This is a genomic window from Streptomyces sp. NPDC001153 (assembly GCF_053598315.1).
Genome location: NZ_JBSFJZ010000001.1, coordinates 1 through 16,518, shown reverse-complemented (window position 1 = coordinate 16,518; position 16,518 = coordinate 1). Strand labels below are relative to the sequence as shown.

Here is a 16,518-nt window from a genome sequence, read left to right as displayed (position 1 = left end):
CGGTTCCGGTCACCTCCGGCATCACGTATGTATGAACGATAAACCATCTGGTGCCTGTTCTACCAATCGGTAGCGGGTCACGTGACCTGTTTCACGCCTCCGGCCGTGCTCGGCGGCCCACCCGGGCAGACGATCTCCCCCAGTACCCGCGTCACCGCCTCGAACGCCCACGCCCGGGCAGTGGCCTCCCGCGCCCCCTCCGGGTCCGTCGCCGTGAGGCTCTGTGCGCGCTCGCGCCATGCCTGTTCCTCCTCGGCCGCGTGCTCCCGGCCGCGCTGGATGCGCCGCAGCAATTCGTCCGCGTCCACGACATCGGTCATACCCGTCTGGTACCCGCGAGAGCGTGGTGATGACACGGCCACCGACGGTGTTTGACGGCTTTGAAAGGGGTGAGGCGAAAGGAGTACGTCGGGCCATCCGGGCATCGCTCAGGGAGGCAGGATGCGCGACAAGTACCGCACCAGCTGTTCCACGACGCTGCGGGAAGCACGCCGCCGGCTGCCGTGCCGGCCGGCCGACGCCCGCAGAACCGTGGAGCGGGCGGTGGCCGAGCGGTGCCGGGCCGTCTCCTGCGGTGCGGCGGCCATGGCGGACGTCCTGCTCGTCACCTCGGAGCTCACCACCAACGCCATCCTGCACGGCGGCGGCATCACCGGCTTCGACGTCGCAGTCGACTCCGGCGCCGTACGGGTGTCCGTGAGCGACCGCAGCGACGAACTGCCGGTGGCCGCCCCGCCCGTCGACGAGCGCGGCACCCGGCCCGGCGGCCGGGGCTGGCCCATCGTCTGCCGTCTGTCACGGGACGTCCGGGTCGCGCAGCTGCCCTGCGGGGGCAAGCGCATCACGGCCGTCGTACCGCTGCGCTGAAGCCGTGCGGGAAGTTCAGCGCCCGTGGTGTTTGCTCCCCGGAGCGAGGGGCAGGCGGAAACTCGTGCTTCGGACCGGAGGCGCGCGCCCAGCGGGAACCGTACGACTGCCCGCGTCCCCCTCCCGGCGGACCGGGCGACCGACCCGCGGCGAACCCTGACACCACCGTTCGGGCCCGGCCCCGAACCTCGTTCCGGCCGTGTGCCCTGAATCCACGTTCAGGAGCGATTCCGCATGCTGACCGACATGTCGACAAGCCGTCCCGGCACGCCCACCACGGACTCCGCCGCCGCTGCCCCGCGGCGGCCCCATGACGACGCCCCCGACACCGCGGAACTGTTCGCCCGGCTGGCGGACCTGGACGACGGCCCCGAGCGGGACGCCGTACGCGACGAACTCGTCGCCGCCTGGCTGCCCATGGCCCACCGGATCGCCGGCCGCTTCCGCGACCGGGGCGAGACCGTCGAGGACCTGCGGCAGGTGGCCGCGCTCGGGCTGGTCAAGGCCGTCGACCGGTTCGACCCGTCCCGCGGGGCCTTCGAGAGTTACGCCGTGCCGACCATCACCGGCGAGATCAAGCGGCACTTCCGGGACCGGATGTGGGCCCTGAGGGTGCCGCGCCGGGTGCAGGAACTGCGCAACCGGGTGCGCGTGGCCCGTCGCGAGCTCACCCAGCACCCCGGCAGCCCCGAACCCACCGTCACCGCCATCGCCACCCACACGGGCCTCAGTGAGGACGAGGTCGGTGCGGGCATGGAGGCGCTGGAGAGCTTCAGCACCCTGTCCCTGGACGCCGAACTGTCCGCCGGGGACGACGGCTACAACCTCGCCGACACCCTCGGGGCGGCGGACACCTCGTACGACGTCGTGGTCGACCGCGAGGCCGCCAAGGAGGGGCTGCGCCGGCTGCCCGAGCGGGAACGGGCCATCCTCTACATGCGGTTCTTCGAGGACATGACACAGAGCCGCATCGCCGACCGGCTGGGCATCTCCCAGATGCACGTCTCCCGGCTGATCAGCCGCAGCTGCGCCCGCGTCCGCGACGAGGCCATGGGCCGGCGCGCGTGGGCGGACCCCGCGTGAGGGCGTGGCCGACGGACCGTCACTTCTTCGGACGGTCCGCCCGCGTGGTGACGCCCAGCGGCCGGGCCAGCCCCGAGACGGCCTCGTCCAGCCGCTGCAGATGGCGCAGCACCCGGTCGGTGACCCGGCCGTAGCGCGGGGTGCGCAGCGTTCCCGGCTCCAGCATCGAGGCGATGCTGGAGCCGGTCTCGATCTCCGCCGTGGCACGCGGGTCGGCGACATGCGCGGCGATCGCCTCGATGTTGTGCACGATCCGCCGGCACGCCCCGCGCAGCCGGGGATCCGCCGCGATCGAGGGGTGCGTCGGCAGCAACTCGGCCGTCGCCGCGAGCGAGCGCCCGTGGTAGGCGCAGGTCTCCAGCAGCGCCACCACGTACCGGGCGGTGTTCCGGCGCGCGCGCAGCGGGGTGATCGGATGGGTCAGCGGCTGGGTGGCCGCACGCAGGTCGGCCAGCGCCTGGTCGAGATCGCGCGCCTGCTCCACCAGACCGGCGCCCGCCCCGCCGCTCAACTGGTCCACGGCGGCCCGTGTGACCTCGGCGAGCCGGTCCAGGACCGCGCCGAGGAGGTCGTTCGTACGGCGGTCGGTGCGCACGGGCAGCACCACCGCCGCCGCGATCACCCCGCAGGCCGCGCCGAGCGCCGTCTCCTCCACCCGCAGCACCAGCACCGCCATGCTGTAGGTGTTCAGCAGCGTGTACAGCAGACCCAGCATCGCCGTCACGAAGAACGACATCAGCGTGTACGACAGCGGGGCGGTGTAGAACATCGCGAAGATGAACACCAGCACCAGGCCGAACGCCGTCCACGTGTGGGGCCCGACCAGAGCGGCGAGCCCGATGCCGGCCACCACGCCGAGCACCGTGCCCAGCAGCCGCCGGTAGCCCTTCACCAGGATCTCGCCGGTCGAGGCGGTGTTGATGAACACGATCCAGCAGGTCAGCACCGCCCAGTACCAGCGCTGGCTGGACAGCAGCTCGCCGCCCGCGATGGCCAGCGCGGAGCCGACGGCCACCTGGACCGCGGCCCGGGTCGTGGGCCGCTGCAGACCGCTCGGCCCCGGCTCCTCCGCCTCGGCCTCCTCGCCCGCCTCGATCGCGGCGTCCTCCGCGTCCAGCTCCTCGCGCGAGCGGCTCGTCGCCGGGGTGTCGTCGGACTCGTCCTGCGGCCCCTCCAGCGCGACCCGCAGACCCAGCGAGGCCCGGGCGGCCTCACCGAGCCCACGGAAGACGTCCTGCACGGCCGGCGAGGCCTTGGGCAGGTTCTCCTCCTCGCGGTAGCCGAGCAGCCGGTTGCGCACCTGGGCGAGCGCGGTGCCCCGGGCCTCGCCGGCCGGCCGCAGCATCAGCAGCCGCAGCGCCTGCAGATCCCGGCGCAGCGCCGCCGACGCCTCGTCCCGCACCGGAAGCTCACCGCTCGAGGGCAGCGGGGCGCCCGGCAGATGCAGGGTGAGGGTGTCGGTCCGCTCGGCGCTGCGCGCGGTGAGCAGCAGCAGGCCGAGCCGCTCGGAGGCGATCTCGGCGTCGGCGATGCGGCGCTGCAGCAGCCGGGCCACCGCCGCGTCGGAGGTGCCGTCCTCCAGCCGCCCCTGGATCAGCAGCGCCGTCTCGTGCAGGCGCGCGGTGGCGGTGCGTAGATCGTCCAGGACCTTGTCCACGTCGTCCGGCCCGGCGTCCAGCAACTCCGTCTGTACGGCGATCAGCTGCGCGAGCCGGGCGCGGAACGCCCGCCGCAGCCGGTCCAGGGTGCCCGCCGGGGTCTGCGGCAGCAGCACGAAGCGCGCGACGGCGCTGCATGCGAAGGCCACGCAGATGACCCCGCACAGCGCGGGCAGCGCCGAGGTGGTCGCGTGCACGAACAGGGAGAGGAAGTAGATCTGGAAGCCGATCAGGCCGAGCGCCGTGCCGCGGTCGCCGAACCGGCGGCCGTAGACCGCGCAGAAGATGAGGGCGACGAAGAACAGGTCCCCGGCGACGACCCGTTGGTTCAGCAGCGCGCCCAGCGACACCGACGCCAGGGCCACCGGCAGGCCGAGCGCGAGGGTCACGGCCTGCGCCGCGCGCTGTTTCTCCTGCACGGCGAAGGTCGACACCATCGCCGCCATGGCGCCGGCGACCAGCTGGGGCACCGGCACCCGCAGGGCGGCCAGGACGGCGAGGGTGAGCGCGATCGCGGTGACCGTGCGCGCTCCCGCGGTGAGCCGGAGCAGCCCGGGATCGGACGCCGCGAGCCGGTCCCACATCCGTACCCGCCCAGGTCGTCCCGCTGTGCTCACGCCGCCGTGCTCTCTCCCGTGCCGGAAACCGATCTCCGACCCAGCATCGCACGACGGTCCGGACCGGTTGCCCCACGGGCACGGTCAGCACCGAGGAACGGATCAGCTCCCGCCGCTCTGTGTCACGGGCTGTCCGCCGTCCCGCCCTCCACCCGCGCCCGCACCTGTTCCGGCGTCAGATACGCGTCGGTGAACTCGAAGTCCTTCAGCCGGGCCGGCTTGCGGGCCTGGAAGCCGGTGCGCACGAAATCGTCGCCGGCGACCGCGTTCACCAGCCAGTTGGTCATCACCCGGGTCTTGGCGACGTTGGTGCGCAGAGCCGACCAGTGGTAACCGCGGGCCACCGCCTGGGCCGGCACTCCGCGCAGCTCGACGCCGAGCGGCTTGGACACAGCGTCCCTGCCGCCGAGGTCGACGACGAGGCCGAGGTCGCGGTGCACGTACGGCTGCAGCGGCGCACCCCGCAACGTCGCGATGACGTTGTCCGCGACCCGCTTGCCCTGCCGCATGGCGTGCTGCGCGGTCGGCGGGCACACCGCGCCGTCGCCCTTGGCCAGGTCCGGCACCGCGGCCGAGTCGCCGAGCGCGAACACCCCGTCGTGGCCCGGCAGAGACATCTCGGGAGTGACCGCCAGCCGGCCCCGCACGGTCTCCGCGCCGAGCGTGCCGATCAGCGGGCTCGCGACCACGCCGGCGGTCCAGATCAGCGTGTGCGTCGGCACCACCCGGCCGTCGGTGAAGGTGACCTCCTCGGCGCCGGCCTTGTCGATCGACACGCCGAGCGACACCTCGATGCCCCGCCGCCCCAGGATCTCCTGCGCGCTGCGGCCGAGCTTGTCACCCAGCTCCGGCATCAACTTGGGCGCGATGTCGATCAGATGCCACTTGATCAGGCCGGGGTCCAGACGCGGGTAGCGCTGTACGGCGGCGTGCGTCAGCCGCTGCAGACAGGCGGCGGTCTCGGTGCCGGCGTATCCGCCGCCGACCACCACGAACTGCAGCCGGGCGGCCCGCTCCGCCGGGTCGTCGCTGGCGTCCGCGAGGTCGAGCTGCGAGATGACGTGGTCGCGGATGTAGGCGGCCTCGGCCAGGGTCTTCATCCCGAAGGCGTGCTCGGTCAGACCCGGGATGTCGAAGGTCCGGGTCACGCTGCCGGGGGCCAGCACGATGTAGTCGTAGGGCTCGTTGACGATCTTGTCGGTGATGGTGCGGACGACGCACACCTTCGCCTTCAGGTCCACGCCGATCGCGCCACCCGGGATGATCCGGGTGCGGTACTTCTTGCTGCGGCGCAGGCTCAGCGCGATCGACTGCGGCGTGAGCACGCCGGAGGCGACCTGAGGCAGCAGGGGCAGGTACAGCTGGTAGGACTGCGGCGTCACCAGGGTGACGTCGGCCTCGGCGGGAGCGAGTTTGCGCTCCAGACGGCGGACGCACCCGACTCCGGCGAAGCCGGCGCCAACCACCAGGATCCTGGGTCGTGTCACGGTGTTCATCCCTCTCTGCGGCTCCAGGCGGTCCGACTCCACGCCGTTCGTGTGCCCGGGACCGGTGCGCACCACCTTCGATCCCACCGTGCCCCGAGCCGTCCCGCCAGCCGGTTGCGGCAGGCAGACGAACGCGTGGGCTCCAGCATGCCCCCGCTGGAGCTGGAGTAACCGGTTGTCGCACAGATACACGTCGCACATCCGGTGCGGTCACCAGGGCAGGAAGACGTGGATGTCCTTGCCCTCGTCGTGGACGACGACACTGACCTGCGTGCACAGCGTGTGCAGCAGGTGCCAGCCGATGCCGCCGCCGCCCGTGCGCGGGTGGAAGGGGCGCGGTTCCGGCCTGGTGGTGCTCGTGTCGCGCATCGTCACGTGGACGCCGTCGAAGGTACGGCGCATCCGCAGACCGAACGGCCCGGGCGCGTACTGGATCACGTTCGCGGCCAGCTCCGTGACGACCAGCAATATGTCGTCCCAGAACTCGGGCGCGGCGGGCGGCGCCCGGGTGGCGAGCGCGCAGAGCCACTCCTCCGCGGCGAGCCGGGCCTCCGTGACGTTGCGCAGCTCACCGGCGAAGGAGAAACTGCGCTCGTACCCGTCCTCCGAGCGCGGTGTGTCGTCCCCACGTGGCTCCGTAGCCATAGCGCATTCCCCCGTCCCGGGCGGTCAGGGACGTGGCGAGGCCCTCCGACCAGGACGGCTGTCGGTGCTGATCTCATCCTGTGCCTGCGAGTTCCCGCAGCCGGGCCGGATATCCTTCCGGCCCGGCCCGAGGTCCGGACGGGCGCGCCTTGCGGGCGCGGGGTGTCAGCGGAAGACGTCGTCGGGCTCGTCCCAGTCCGCCGGCTCCTGCGGGACCCGCGCCGCCCGGGACCGCGCCTGGTACATCGCGTCGATCTCCGTGGCGTAGTGCCGCACGATGACGTCCCGGCGCAACTTCATCGACGGCGTGAGCAGCCCGTTGTCCGCGGCGAACGGCTCCGGGAGCACCCGGTAGACCCGGATGGACTCCGCCCGGGAGACGGCGCTGTTGGCGGAGGCGACGGCCCGCGCGATCTCCTCCCGCAACGCGTTCTCCTCCCGTCTCTCCCGGGCCGGACTGTCGCCCTGCAGGGCCAGGGCGGCCCGCCAATGCGCGAGGAAGTCCGGGTCCAGGGTGATCAGGGCGCCGACGCAGGGCCGGTCGTCGCCGACCACGACCGCCTGGTGGACCAGCGGATGCATGCGCAGCCGCTGCTCCAGCGGGGCCGGGGCGACGCTCGTGCCGCCGCGGGTGACGATGACGTCCTTCTTGCGCCCGGTGATCGTCAGATAGCCCTCGGAGTCCAGCCGCCCGATGTCCCCGGTGGCCAGCCAGCCGCCGCGCAGCGCGGCCCGTGTCGCCGGCTCGTCGCCGACATAGCCCTGGAACACCGACGGACCGCGCACCAGGATCTCGCCGTCGTCGGCCACCTGGATCTCGGTGCCCGGCAGCGGCCGGCCGACCGTACCGGACTTCTCCCGGCCGAGCGGCTGCATGGTGATCCCGCCGGAGGACTCGGTGAGGCCGTACCCGTCGTGGATGTACACCCCGATGCCCTCGTAGAACAGGCTCAGTTCGCGGTTGAGCGAGGAACCGCCGGAGGTGCCGCGCACCACCCGCCCGCCGAGCGCCGCGCGCAGCCTGCGGTACACCGTCCGCTCGTACAGGGCGTGTTGCAGCCTCAGCTCGAACCCGGGCCCCGGCCCGGTGCCCAGCCGGTGGCGCTCCTGTGCCTGGGCGAAGTCCCGCGCGGTCTGCGCGGCCCGCTCGAACAGGGCACCCCGGCCCGCCTGTTCGGCCGCCTGCAGGAAATTCTTGTAGAGCTTCTCGAACACCGACGGCACGCCGTACAGATACGTCGGCCGGAACGTGGTCAGCGCCGATGCCAGCGACGCCGCGGTCAGCTCCGGCTCGTGCGCCATCAGGGCGCCGCCGCGCACACACACCAGCATGATCATGATGCCGTACACATGGGAGAACGGCAGAAACGCCAGCACGGACGGCTGCTCGCCGGGCGGAGCCGCGGTGTGCTTCCAGCCGGCCAGGTACGTGTCGCAGGGGTAGGCGAGACTCCGGTGGCTGAGCGCGCAGCCCTGGGGGCGGCCGGAGGTGCCGGAGGTGTAGACGACCGCCGCCGTGGCGTCCGGCAGCACGATCCGGCGCAGCGACTCCACGGTGGTGTACGGCACGACCTGGCCCCGCTCGACGAGTTCGGGCACCGCGCCCGCGTCCAGCTGCCAGACGTGACGCAGCCGCGGCAGCCCGGCGCACACCGTGCCGACGGTCATGACGCCCTGCTCGTCCTCCACGACCACGGCCACACAGCCGGCGTCCCGCAGGATCCACTCGACCTGGTCCCGCGAGGAGGCCGGATGGACCGGCACGATCTCGGCGCCCACGGCCCACAGCGCATGGCTGAACACCGTCCACTCGTAGCGGGTGCGGGACATCAGGGCCACCCGGTGGCCGGGGGAGATCCCGGCGGCGATCAGCCCCTTGGCCAGGTCGACCACCTCGTCACGCAGTTCGACGGCCGTCACCTCCTGCCACCCGGTGGCGGCGGAGTCCACGCGATGGGCGAGCACCGGCAGGGTGGGACTGAGCTCCGCGGTGTCGAAGACGCTGTCGGCGAGGCCGCCGGTGAGCGGCGGGGCAACGGCGGGAGCGAGGGCGACGTCGCGCATGCGCTGCTCCTGGATGTACAGAGGGTCACACCGCCGACCGGCTCGGTATCGGCGGTGCTCGAATGTAGCCCAGCGGACCGCGTTCGGCAGGGGGAACGAGGAAGTCGTGATCAGCTGATGATCCGGGCGTGTCCTGGGGACTCGGCAGACATGAGTCACGTGAACCCGGATCCCGAACCCGAGCGGACCACCGGGCTGGAGCCCGGCGGCTCGGTACCGCCCGGCGAGACGCCGCCCGCCGAGAGCAGCATGCCCGGGGCCGGGCCCCGCGAGACGCACAATCCGCCCCGGGGCTGGGCCAAGGCGCCGCTGACGCTGATCCTGGTCGTCGTCGTCCTGGTCGCGCTGTTCTTCCTGGTGTACGCCCTGATGCTGATCGTCTGACCGCGGGCGGTCAGCCCTGGGTACGCCGGACGCACTCGGTGACGACGCCCCGCAGGCCGCCGCCGTGCTCCAGCAGCCGGCGCTGCTCGCGCGCGCCGTTGCCGCGCCGCAGCAGCTCCGTGATGCCCTGCTCGGCGCGGTCCGCGTCGCCGGTCGCGCAGAGCGCGTCCCAGGTGTGCGTGAGCAGCGACCGCAGCACCTGCGCGGCGGGTTCGGCCCGCATCGCCGCCGGGTCGAGCAGGTCCTCCTCCAGGCCGAAGCGGGCGGCCTGCCAGTCGGCGAGCCGCAGCAGGCTCACGCTGTGGCCGGGCGCCGGCCGGCCCGCCCGCCAGTGCTGAGCGGCCGTCTCCACGAGCGCGCGGGTCAGCGTCGCGATCAGCACGGCCGTGTCCGCGCCGAGGCATACGTCCGCCACCCGGACCTCCACGGTCGGATAGCGGGCGGACAGCCGCGCGTCGAAGTAGACCATCCTCTCGTCCAGCAGGGTGCCGGTGGCCACCATGTCCGCCACCCGCTGGTGATACCGCTCGGCCGACGCGAACGGCTCGGTCGGCCCGGCCGACGGCCAGCGGTTCCACACCCGGCTGCGATAGCTGGCGTAGCTCGTGTCCCGGCCCTGCCAGAACGGCGAGTTCGCACTGATCGCGCGGAGCACCGGGAGCCACGGGCGGATCCGGTCGAGGACGGCGATGCCCTCCTCGTCGGACTCCACGCACACATGCACATGGCAGCCGCACACCAGCTGCTCCCAGGTCGGTATCCCGTAGTGCTCGGCCAGCCACTGGTACCGCTCGTTCACGCTGAGGGAGGGGCTGACCGGCAGGGGAGAGGTGGCCAGCGCCGCGACCGCGCAGCCGAGCTCCCCGGCGTGCCGCGCCGCCTCCTTGCGGCAGCGCACGATCTCCTCGCCGAGGTCCGCCATGTTCGCCTGCGGATGCGTGGCGAACTCCAGCATCTGCCGGAACAGCTCCTTCTCGAAGACGTGCTGTCCCGGATCGTCATGGGCGACCCGTTCGAGGACGGCCGCCGCCAGCGCCTTCGGTTCGCCGCTGTCGGGGTCGACCAGAAGGAGCTCCTCCTCCACTCCCACGGTGCGCACGTGGTGCCACCCTTCCGTGTCCATGCCACGAGGGGCAGTCAAGGCTCTGTACGACCCCCGACTGCCCCTGGGCGGGCCGCCGACACCTGCGGCTTTCAGTGCTCCGGCGCGAGCCAGACCGTGGCGAGCGGCGGCAGCGTGAGCCTGATGAACCCGTCCTCGGGCTTCAGCAGCCCCTCGTTGCCGACCCCGCTGCCGCCGTAGCGGACGTCGTCGGTGTTCAGCTCCTCCTGCCAGGCGGGGATCTCTTCTCCGGCCCACAGCCGGTACTCGTGCCGGACGACCGGGGAGAAGTTCGACACCGCGAGCAGCGGGGAGCCGTCGGCGGCGAAGCGCTGGAACGCGAAGACGTTGTCGTCCGCCGCGTCGCCCAGCACCCACCGGAAGCCGCCCGGGTCGGTGTCCCGCTGCCACAGCGCCGGCGTCGCCCGGTACACGGTGTTCAGATCCCGCACCAGATCCCGCACGCCCCGGTGGTCCCCGGCCGAGTGGTAGTCGTCGCCGAGCAGCCACCACTCGGGGCCGTGCGGCTCGGACCACTCCGCTCCCTGGGCGAATTCCTGCCCCATGAACAACAGCTGCTTGCCCGGATGGGCCCACATGAAGCCCAGATAGGCGCGGTGGTTGGCGCGCCGCTGCCACCAGTCGCCCGGCATCTTCGACACCAGGGAGCGCTTGCCGTGCACCACCTCGTCGTGGGAGATCGGCAGCACGTAGTTCTCGCTGTAGGCGTACACCATCGAGAAGGTCATCTCGTCGTGGTGGTACTTGCGGTGCACCGGCTCCTTCTGGATGTACTGGAGCGAGTCGTGCATCCAGCCCATGTTCCACTTCAGCCCGAAGCCGAGCCCGCCGCGGTCCGTCGGCCGGGTCACCCCGTCCCAGGCGGTGGACTCCTCCGCGATGGTCACCACGCCCGGACAGCGCCGGTAGACGGTGGCGTTCATCTCCTGCAGGAAGGCGACCGCGTCCAGGTCCTCCCGGCCGCCGAACACGTTCGGCTGCCACTGGCCGGAGTCCCGCGAGTAGTCCAGGTAGAGCATCGACGCGACGGCGTCCACCCGCAGCCCGTCGATGTGGAACTCCTGGCACCAGTACACGGCGTTGGCGACGAGGAAGTTGCGCACCTCGGTCCGGCCGTAGTCGAACTCGTACGTCCCCCAGTCCGGGTGCTCGGCGCGCGTCGCGTTCCCGGGCTCGTAGAGCGGATCCCCGTCGAACCGGGCCAGCGCCCAGTCGTCCTTGGGGAAGTGCGCCGGCACCCAGTCCATGATCACACCGATGCCCGCCCGGTGCAGCGAGTCCACCAGGTACTTGAAGTCGTCCGGGGAGCCGAGGCGGGGCATCGGCGCGTAGTACGAGGTGACCTGGTAGCCCCAGGAGCCGCTGAACGGATGCCCGGCGACCGGCATCAGCTCGACATGCGTGAAGCCCATCTCCTTGACATAGGCGGGGAGTTCCTCCGCCAGCTGACGATACGTCAGACCAGGCCGCCAGGAGGGCAGATGGACCTCGTACACCGAGAACGGCGCCTGGTGCACGGGCGTGTCACCTCGGTGCGCCATCCACTCCGCGTCGCCCCACGCGTACCGCGAGACCGCGACGACCGACGCGGTGTCCGGCGGCGTCTCCGTGCACCGCGCCATCGGGTCGGCCTTGAGGAAGCGGTGGCCGTAGCGCGAGGTGATCTCGAACTTGTAGCGGGCGCCCTCGCCGATCCCCGGAAGGAACAGCTCCCACACCCCGGACGCGCCGAGCGACCGCATCGGGTACTGGGTGCCGTCCCAGTACGTGAAGTCCCCGGCCACCCGCACTCCTTGGGCGTTGGGCGCCCACACGGTGAAGCGGGTGCCGGTCACGCCCTGGTGCGTCATCGGCTCGGCGCCGAGCGCCTGCCACAGCTGCTCGTGCCGCCCCTCCCGGATCAGATGGAGGTCCAGCTCGCCCAGGGCGGGCAGGAAGCGGTACGGGTCGTGCACCTCCTGCTCGGCGTCGTCGTAGGTCACCAGCAGCGTGTACGACGGGATCTCCGGGTACGGCAGCACGGCCGCGAACAGACCGTCGCCCTCCGAGCGAAGCGGGCTGCGCATCCCGTCGACCACCACACTCACCGTGCGCGCGTTCGGGCGCAGCGCCCGGAACAGGACGCCGCCCGGGACCGGGTGGGCGCCGAGCAGGGCGTGCGGATCGTGGTGGGCGCCGCCGAGCAGCCGGCCGCGGTCGGCCGCGTCGAGGGGCAGGGCCGGGGCCGGCGCGGGGCCGGCTGCCTCGGGGAGCGAGGTGTCGCGCAGAGCCATGACGTCATCCTCCCCACACGGCGAGCCGCTTGATCGCCGCCATCGGTACCGGCAGCCAGTCCGGCCGGTGTCTCGCCTCGTACAGCACCTCGTACACCGCCCTGTCCGTCTCGTGCGCGCGCAGCAGCGCGTGCTTCTTGCGTGGATCCCAGCCGGCGCGGGCCGCGTAGCCCGCACAGAACGCCTCCCGGCAGCGGCGCGCCCATTCGGGTCGCCAGGGGCGGCGCTGCCGGGCCGCGTAGTCGAAGGAGCGCAGCATCCCCGCCACGTCCCGCACCGGGGACTGCGGGATCTGCCGCTCGGCGAGCGGCCGGGACGGCTCGCCCTCGAAGTCGATGACGAACCAGTCGCGGCCGGCCTGCAGCACCTGACCGAGGTGCAGATCGCCGTGGATGCGCTGGGCGGGCGGCCCGGAGTCGCAGGTGGCCAGCGCCCCGAACGCGGCCCGCAGCCCCGGCACGAAGGGCAGCAGCCCCGGCACGGCGTGCGCGGCCGCGTCCAGCCGTGCGCACATCGCCTCGGCCGTACGGCTGTTCTCGCCGCCGGGCCCGGCCGACGGAAAGGCCTCGGCCAGCGCGAGGTGCACCTCGGCCATGGCCAAGCCCAGCGCCCGGGACTCGGCGGTGAAGTCGTCACCGGCGGCGAGCGCGTGCAGCGCCAGCGTCCAGCCGTCGGTCGCGTCCGGCAGGAACGGCTGCAGCACGCCCAGCGTGGCCGGCTGCGGCGCGGTCGTACCGAACCAGGCCACCGGTGCCGGCACCCGGGTGCACCCCTGTGCGGACAGCGCGGCCGTCACCTCCAGGTCCGGGTTGACGCCCGGCTGGATCCGGCGGAAGACCTTCAGGATGTACGCGTCGCCGTACACGATCGAGGAGTTGGACTGCTCGGCGTCCAGCAGGCGCGGCGGCAGGCCGCCGGGCACGCGGGCGGCCGGGTCGGTCCGGAAGCGCAGCGGGCCGGCCGCGCCGGGCTGCCGCAGCCGCTCCAGCAGCAGGCTTGCCGAGCGCGGGTCGTGCAGCGCGTCGTAGACCGCGAGCCCGGCGAACGGGCCTTCCTCGGCCCGCCCGATGTACGCCCGCTCCAGCCGTGGGGCGAGGTGTTCGCGCAGGCCCAGCAGCAGCTGGTAGCAGTCACCGGGCGGGGGAGTGCCGCCCGGCGTGGGCACCGGCGCGTGCGAGGCGTGCACCAGCAGGTGCAGACAGCCCGGGAACAGCTCGGTCACGGAGAGCACCGACAGATCGGTGACGGGCCGGTCCTTGCCCGCGAACCAGCGTTGCCTGGGCAGCCATTGGCGCAGCAGCCCGCCGAGCGAGGCCAGGGGGCCGTCGAGCCCGGCCACCGTTCTCGGTCGGACAGTGATGGTCTTCGGCATGGTGACGCGTCCTTTCCTCGGCGCCGGGCGCGCTAGCGACGGCGGCCGATGCGGGATGCGACTCGGGTGAGCCGGAACCAGTAGAAGCCGTGGCCTTGCAGGGTCAGCAGGTAGGGAAGTTCACCGATGGCGGGGAAGCGCACGCCGCCGATCAGCTCGACCGGGTGCCGGCCGTCGTAGGCCCGCAGGTCGAGTTCGGTGGGCTGCGCGAAGCGGGAGAAGTTGTTGACGCACAGCACCAGGTCGTCGCCGTACTCGCGCAGGAAGGCCAGCACCGCAGGGTTGGAGGACTGCAGTTCCGTGAACGAGCCGAGACCGAAGGCGGGGTTCTGCTTGCGGATCTCGATCATGCGGCGGGTCCAGTGCAGCAGCGAGGACGGCGAGGACATCGACGCCTCGACGTTGGTGACCTGGTAGCCGTAGACCGGGTCCATGATCGTCGGCAGGAACAGCCGTCCGGGATCGGACGTCGAGAAGCCGGCGTTGCGGTCGGGGGTCCACTGCATCGGGGTGCGCACGGCGTCGCGGTCGCCGAGCCAGATGTTGTCGCCCATGCCGATCTCGTCGCCGTAATAGAGGATCGGTGAGCCGGGCAGGGCCAGCAGCAGGGCGGTGAACAGCTCGATCTGGTTGCGGTCGTTGTCGAGCAGGGGGGCGAGGCGCCGCCGGATCCCGATGTTGGCGCGCATCCTCGGGTCCTTGGCGTACTCGGCCCACATGTAGTCGCGCTCTTCGTCGGTGACCATCTCCAGGGTCAGCTCGTCGTGGTTGCGCAGGAAGACGCCCCACTGGCAGCCGGAGGGGATGGCCGGTGTCTTGGCGAGGATCTCGGAGACGGGGTAGCGGGACTCGCGGCGCACGGCCATGAAGATGCGCGGCATGACGGGGAAGTGGAACGCCATGTGGCACTCGTCGCCGCCGGTGGCGTAGTCCCCGAAGTAGTCGACGACGTCCTCCGGCCACTGGTTGGCCTCCGCCAGCAGCACGGTGTCCGGGTACATCGCGTCGATCTCGCGGCGGACCCGCCTGAGGAACTCGTGGGTCGCGGGCAGGTTCTCGCAGTTGGTGCCCTCTTCGGCGTAGAGGTAGGGGACGGCGTCGAGCCGGTAGCCGTCGATCCCGAGATCCAGCCAGAACCTGAGGGCCGCCAGGATCTCCTCCTGCACGGCCGGGTTCTCGTAGTTGAGGTCCGGCTGGTGCGAGAAGAAGCGGTGGAAGTAGTACTGGCCGCGCACGGGGTCGAAGGTCCAGTTGGAGGCCTCGGTGTCGACGAAGATGATCCGGGCGTCCTCGTACTGCTTGTCGTCGTCGGCCCACATGTAGTAGTCCCCGTACGGGCCGTCCGGGTTGGTGCGGGACTCCTGGAACCACGGGTGCTGGTCGCTGGTGTGGTTCATGACGAAGTCGATGATGACGCGCATGCCGCGCTGGTGGGCGGCGTCCACGAACTCCACGAAGTCGGCGAGGTCACCGAACTCGGGCAGCACCGCGGTGTAGTCGGAGACGTCGTAACCGCCGTCTCTCAGCGGGGACTTGAAGAACGGCGGCAGCCACAGACAGTCGACCCCCAGCCACTGCAGATAGTCGAGCTTGGCCGTCAGACCCTTCAGGTCGCCGATGCCGTCACCGTTGCTGTCCTGGAAGGAGCGGACCAGGACCTCGTAGAAGACGGCCCGTTTGAACCACTCCGGATCCCGGTCCTTGGCCGGTGTGTCCTCGAAGGTGTCGTGTACGGGTTCGTTGACGGTCATGAGGCCGCGGGCCCTCCGTTCTGGGGCGTCGATCGCCCGACGTGGAGCACGTGCGCCGGCGCGCTGCCGGGCGTCAGGCGCACGTAGTTGGTCCTGCCCCAGTGGTACGTCTCACCCGTCAGTTCGTCGTGCACGGACAGGGCGGAGTTCCAGTCCAGGCCGAGTTGCGGCATGTCCAACGAGACCGTGGCCTCCTGGGCGTGGTGCGGGTCGAGATTGACGACCACGATGACCGTGTCCGCGCCCGTGCTCTTGCTGTAGGCGAGCACGGCGTCGTTGTCGGTCCGGTGGAAGCGGAGGTTCCGCAGGCGCTGTAGCGCGGGGTGCTGCCGTCGGACGGTGTTGAGGCGGGTGATGAGGGGCGCGATGGTACGGCCCTCGCGCGCGGCCGCCTCCCAGTCCCGTCGCTTGAGCTGGTACTTCTCCGAGTCCAGGTACTCCTCGCTGCCCGCCCTGAGCGGGGTGTTCTCGCACAGCTCGTAGCCGCTGTAGATGCCCCAGGTGGGGGAGAGGGTGGCGGCGAGGACGGCCCGTACCTCGAAGGCGGGGCGTCCGCCGTGCTGGAGGTAGGCGTGCAGGATGTCCGGGGTGTTGGCGAAGAGGTTCGGCCGCATGTAGGCGGCGGCCTCCCCTGCCAACTCACTGGCGTATTCGGTGAGTTCCTGCTTGCTGTTGCGCCAGGTGAAGTAGGTGTAGGACTGCTGGAAGCCGATCTGGGCGAGGGTGTGCAGCATCGCCGGCCGGGTGAACGCCTCGGCCAGGAAGATCACGTCCGGGTCCTTGTGGTTGACCTCGGCGATGACCCGCTCCCAGAAGACGACCGGCTTGGTGTGCGGATTGTCGACACGGAAGATGCGCACGCCGTGGCCCATCCAGTGCCGCAGGAGCCGTACCGTCTCCGCGACCAGCCCGTCCATGTCCGCGTCGAAGGCGATCGGGTAGATGTCCTGGTACTTCTTCGGCGGGTTCTCCGCGTACGCGATCGTGCCGTCGGGGCGATGGTGGAACCACTCGGGGTGCTTGTGCACCCAGGGATGGTCGGGGGAGCACTGCAACGCGAAGTCCAGCGCCACCTCCAGACCCAGCTTCTGTGCCTCGCCGACGAAGAAGTCGAAGTCCTCGATCGTGCCGAGGCCGGGATGGACCGCGTCGTGCCCGCCCTCGGGAGAGCCGATCGCCCACGGCACGCCCACG

13 protein-coding genes are annotated in these 16,518 nt (G+C 71.7%); 3 read left to right on the top strand and 10 right to left on the bottom strand.

Features of this window, described 5'->3' with window-relative positions:
• Positions 1 to 77: 77 nt before the first annotated feature.
• Positions 78 to 320 (bottom strand): hypothetical protein, encoded by a 243-nt coding sequence (locus ACWDEN_RS00065; RefSeq protein WP_351603755.1) that lies wholly within the window; start codon positions 318 to 320, stop codon positions 78 to 80.
• Positions 321 to 441: 121 nt separating this feature from the next.
• Here ACWDEN_RS00065 and ACWDEN_RS00060 point away from each other — a divergent pair, with 121 nt between their 5' ends.
• Positions 442 to 867, top strand: a complete 426-nt coding sequence (locus tag ACWDEN_RS00060; protein WP_351603757.1) for an ATP-binding protein — start codon at positions 442 to 444, stop codon at positions 865 to 867.
• Between the two features lie 234 nt (positions 868 to 1,101).
• Positions 1,102 to 1,950 carry a SigB/SigF/SigG family RNA polymerase sigma factor gene (locus ACWDEN_RS00055; RefSeq protein ID WP_351603759.1) on the top strand — a complete coding sequence of 283 codons (849 nt, stop codon included), beginning with the start codon at positions 1,102 to 1,104 and terminating at the stop codon, positions 1,948 to 1,950.
• A gap of 19 nt (positions 1,951 to 1,969) precedes the next feature.
• Here the strand turns inward: ACWDEN_RS00055 and ACWDEN_RS00050 are convergent, their stop codons facing one another.
• The 4 genes from ACWDEN_RS00050 to ACWDEN_RS00035 all read right to left on the bottom strand — a co-directional run bounded on the left by ACWDEN_RS00050 (position 1,970) and on the right by ACWDEN_RS00035 (position 8,421).
• Complete coding sequence (locus ACWDEN_RS00050) at positions 1,970 to 4,192, bottom strand: FUSC family protein (protein ID WP_351603788.1); 2,223 nt, start codon at positions 4,190 to 4,192, stop codon at positions 1,970 to 1,972.
• A 155-nt stretch (positions 4,193 to 4,347) separates the two neighbouring features.
• Positions 4,348 to 5,721: an NAD(P)/FAD-dependent oxidoreductase gene (locus ACWDEN_RS00045; protein WP_351603761.1), complete on the bottom strand. Its 1,374-nt coding sequence runs from the start codon at positions 5,719 to 5,721 to the stop codon at positions 4,348 to 4,350.
• 201 nt (positions 5,722 to 5,922) lie between these two features.
• Positions 5,923 to 6,357: an ATP-binding protein gene (locus tag ACWDEN_RS00040; protein ID WP_351603763.1), complete on the bottom strand. Its 435-nt coding sequence runs from the start codon at positions 6,355 to 6,357 to the stop codon at positions 5,923 to 5,925.
• A 165-nt stretch (positions 6,358 to 6,522) separates the two neighbouring features.
• The gene (locus tag ACWDEN_RS00035; RefSeq protein ID WP_351603765.1) at positions 6,523 to 8,421 is read right to left on the bottom strand and encodes an AMP-dependent synthetase/ligase; all 1,899 of its coding nucleotides are present in this window, start codon (positions 8,419 to 8,421) and stop codon (positions 6,523 to 6,525) included.
• A 150-nt stretch (positions 8,422 to 8,571) separates the two neighbouring features.
• Between ACWDEN_RS00035 and ACWDEN_RS00030 the strand changes: the two genes are divergently transcribed.
• Positions 8,572 to 8,805, top strand: a complete 234-nt coding sequence (locus ACWDEN_RS00030; RefSeq protein WP_351603767.1) for a DUF6480 family protein — start codon at positions 8,572 to 8,574, stop codon at positions 8,803 to 8,805.
• 10 nt (positions 8,806 to 8,815) lie between these two features.
• Here the strand turns inward: ACWDEN_RS00030 and ACWDEN_RS00025 are convergent, their stop codons facing one another.
• From ACWDEN_RS00025 to ACWDEN_RS00005, 5 genes are all read right to left on the bottom strand, one after another.
• Positions 8,816 to 9,904: a glutamate--cysteine ligase 2 gene (locus tag ACWDEN_RS00025; RefSeq protein WP_351603769.1), complete on the bottom strand. Its 1,089-nt coding sequence runs from the start codon at positions 9,902 to 9,904 to the stop codon at positions 8,816 to 8,818.
• 95 nt (positions 9,905 to 9,999) lie between these two features.
• A complete protein-coding gene (gene glgB, locus ACWDEN_RS00020) occupies positions 10,000 to 12,201 on the bottom strand; it encodes a 1,4-alpha-glucan branching enzyme (RefSeq protein WP_351603771.1) in 2,202 nt (733 codons plus the stop codon).
• 4 nt (positions 12,202 to 12,205) lie between these two features.
• Positions 12,206 to 13,573 (bottom strand): maltokinase N-terminal cap-like domain-containing protein, encoded by a 1,368-nt coding sequence (locus ACWDEN_RS00015; protein ID WP_351603773.1) that lies wholly within the window; start codon positions 13,571 to 13,573, stop codon positions 12,206 to 12,208.
• Between the two features lie 32 nt (positions 13,574 to 13,605).
• Complete coding sequence (treS, locus tag ACWDEN_RS00010) at positions 13,606 to 15,324, bottom strand: maltose alpha-D-glucosyltransferase (protein WP_351603774.1); 1,719 nt, start codon at positions 15,322 to 15,324, stop codon at positions 13,606 to 13,608.
• A partial coding sequence (locus tag ACWDEN_RS00005; protein WP_450856379.1) for a DUF3459 domain-containing protein occupies positions 15,321 to 16,518 on the bottom strand: 1,198 nt, incomplete at its 5' end. The genes treS and ACWDEN_RS00005, both read right to left, overlap by 4 nt.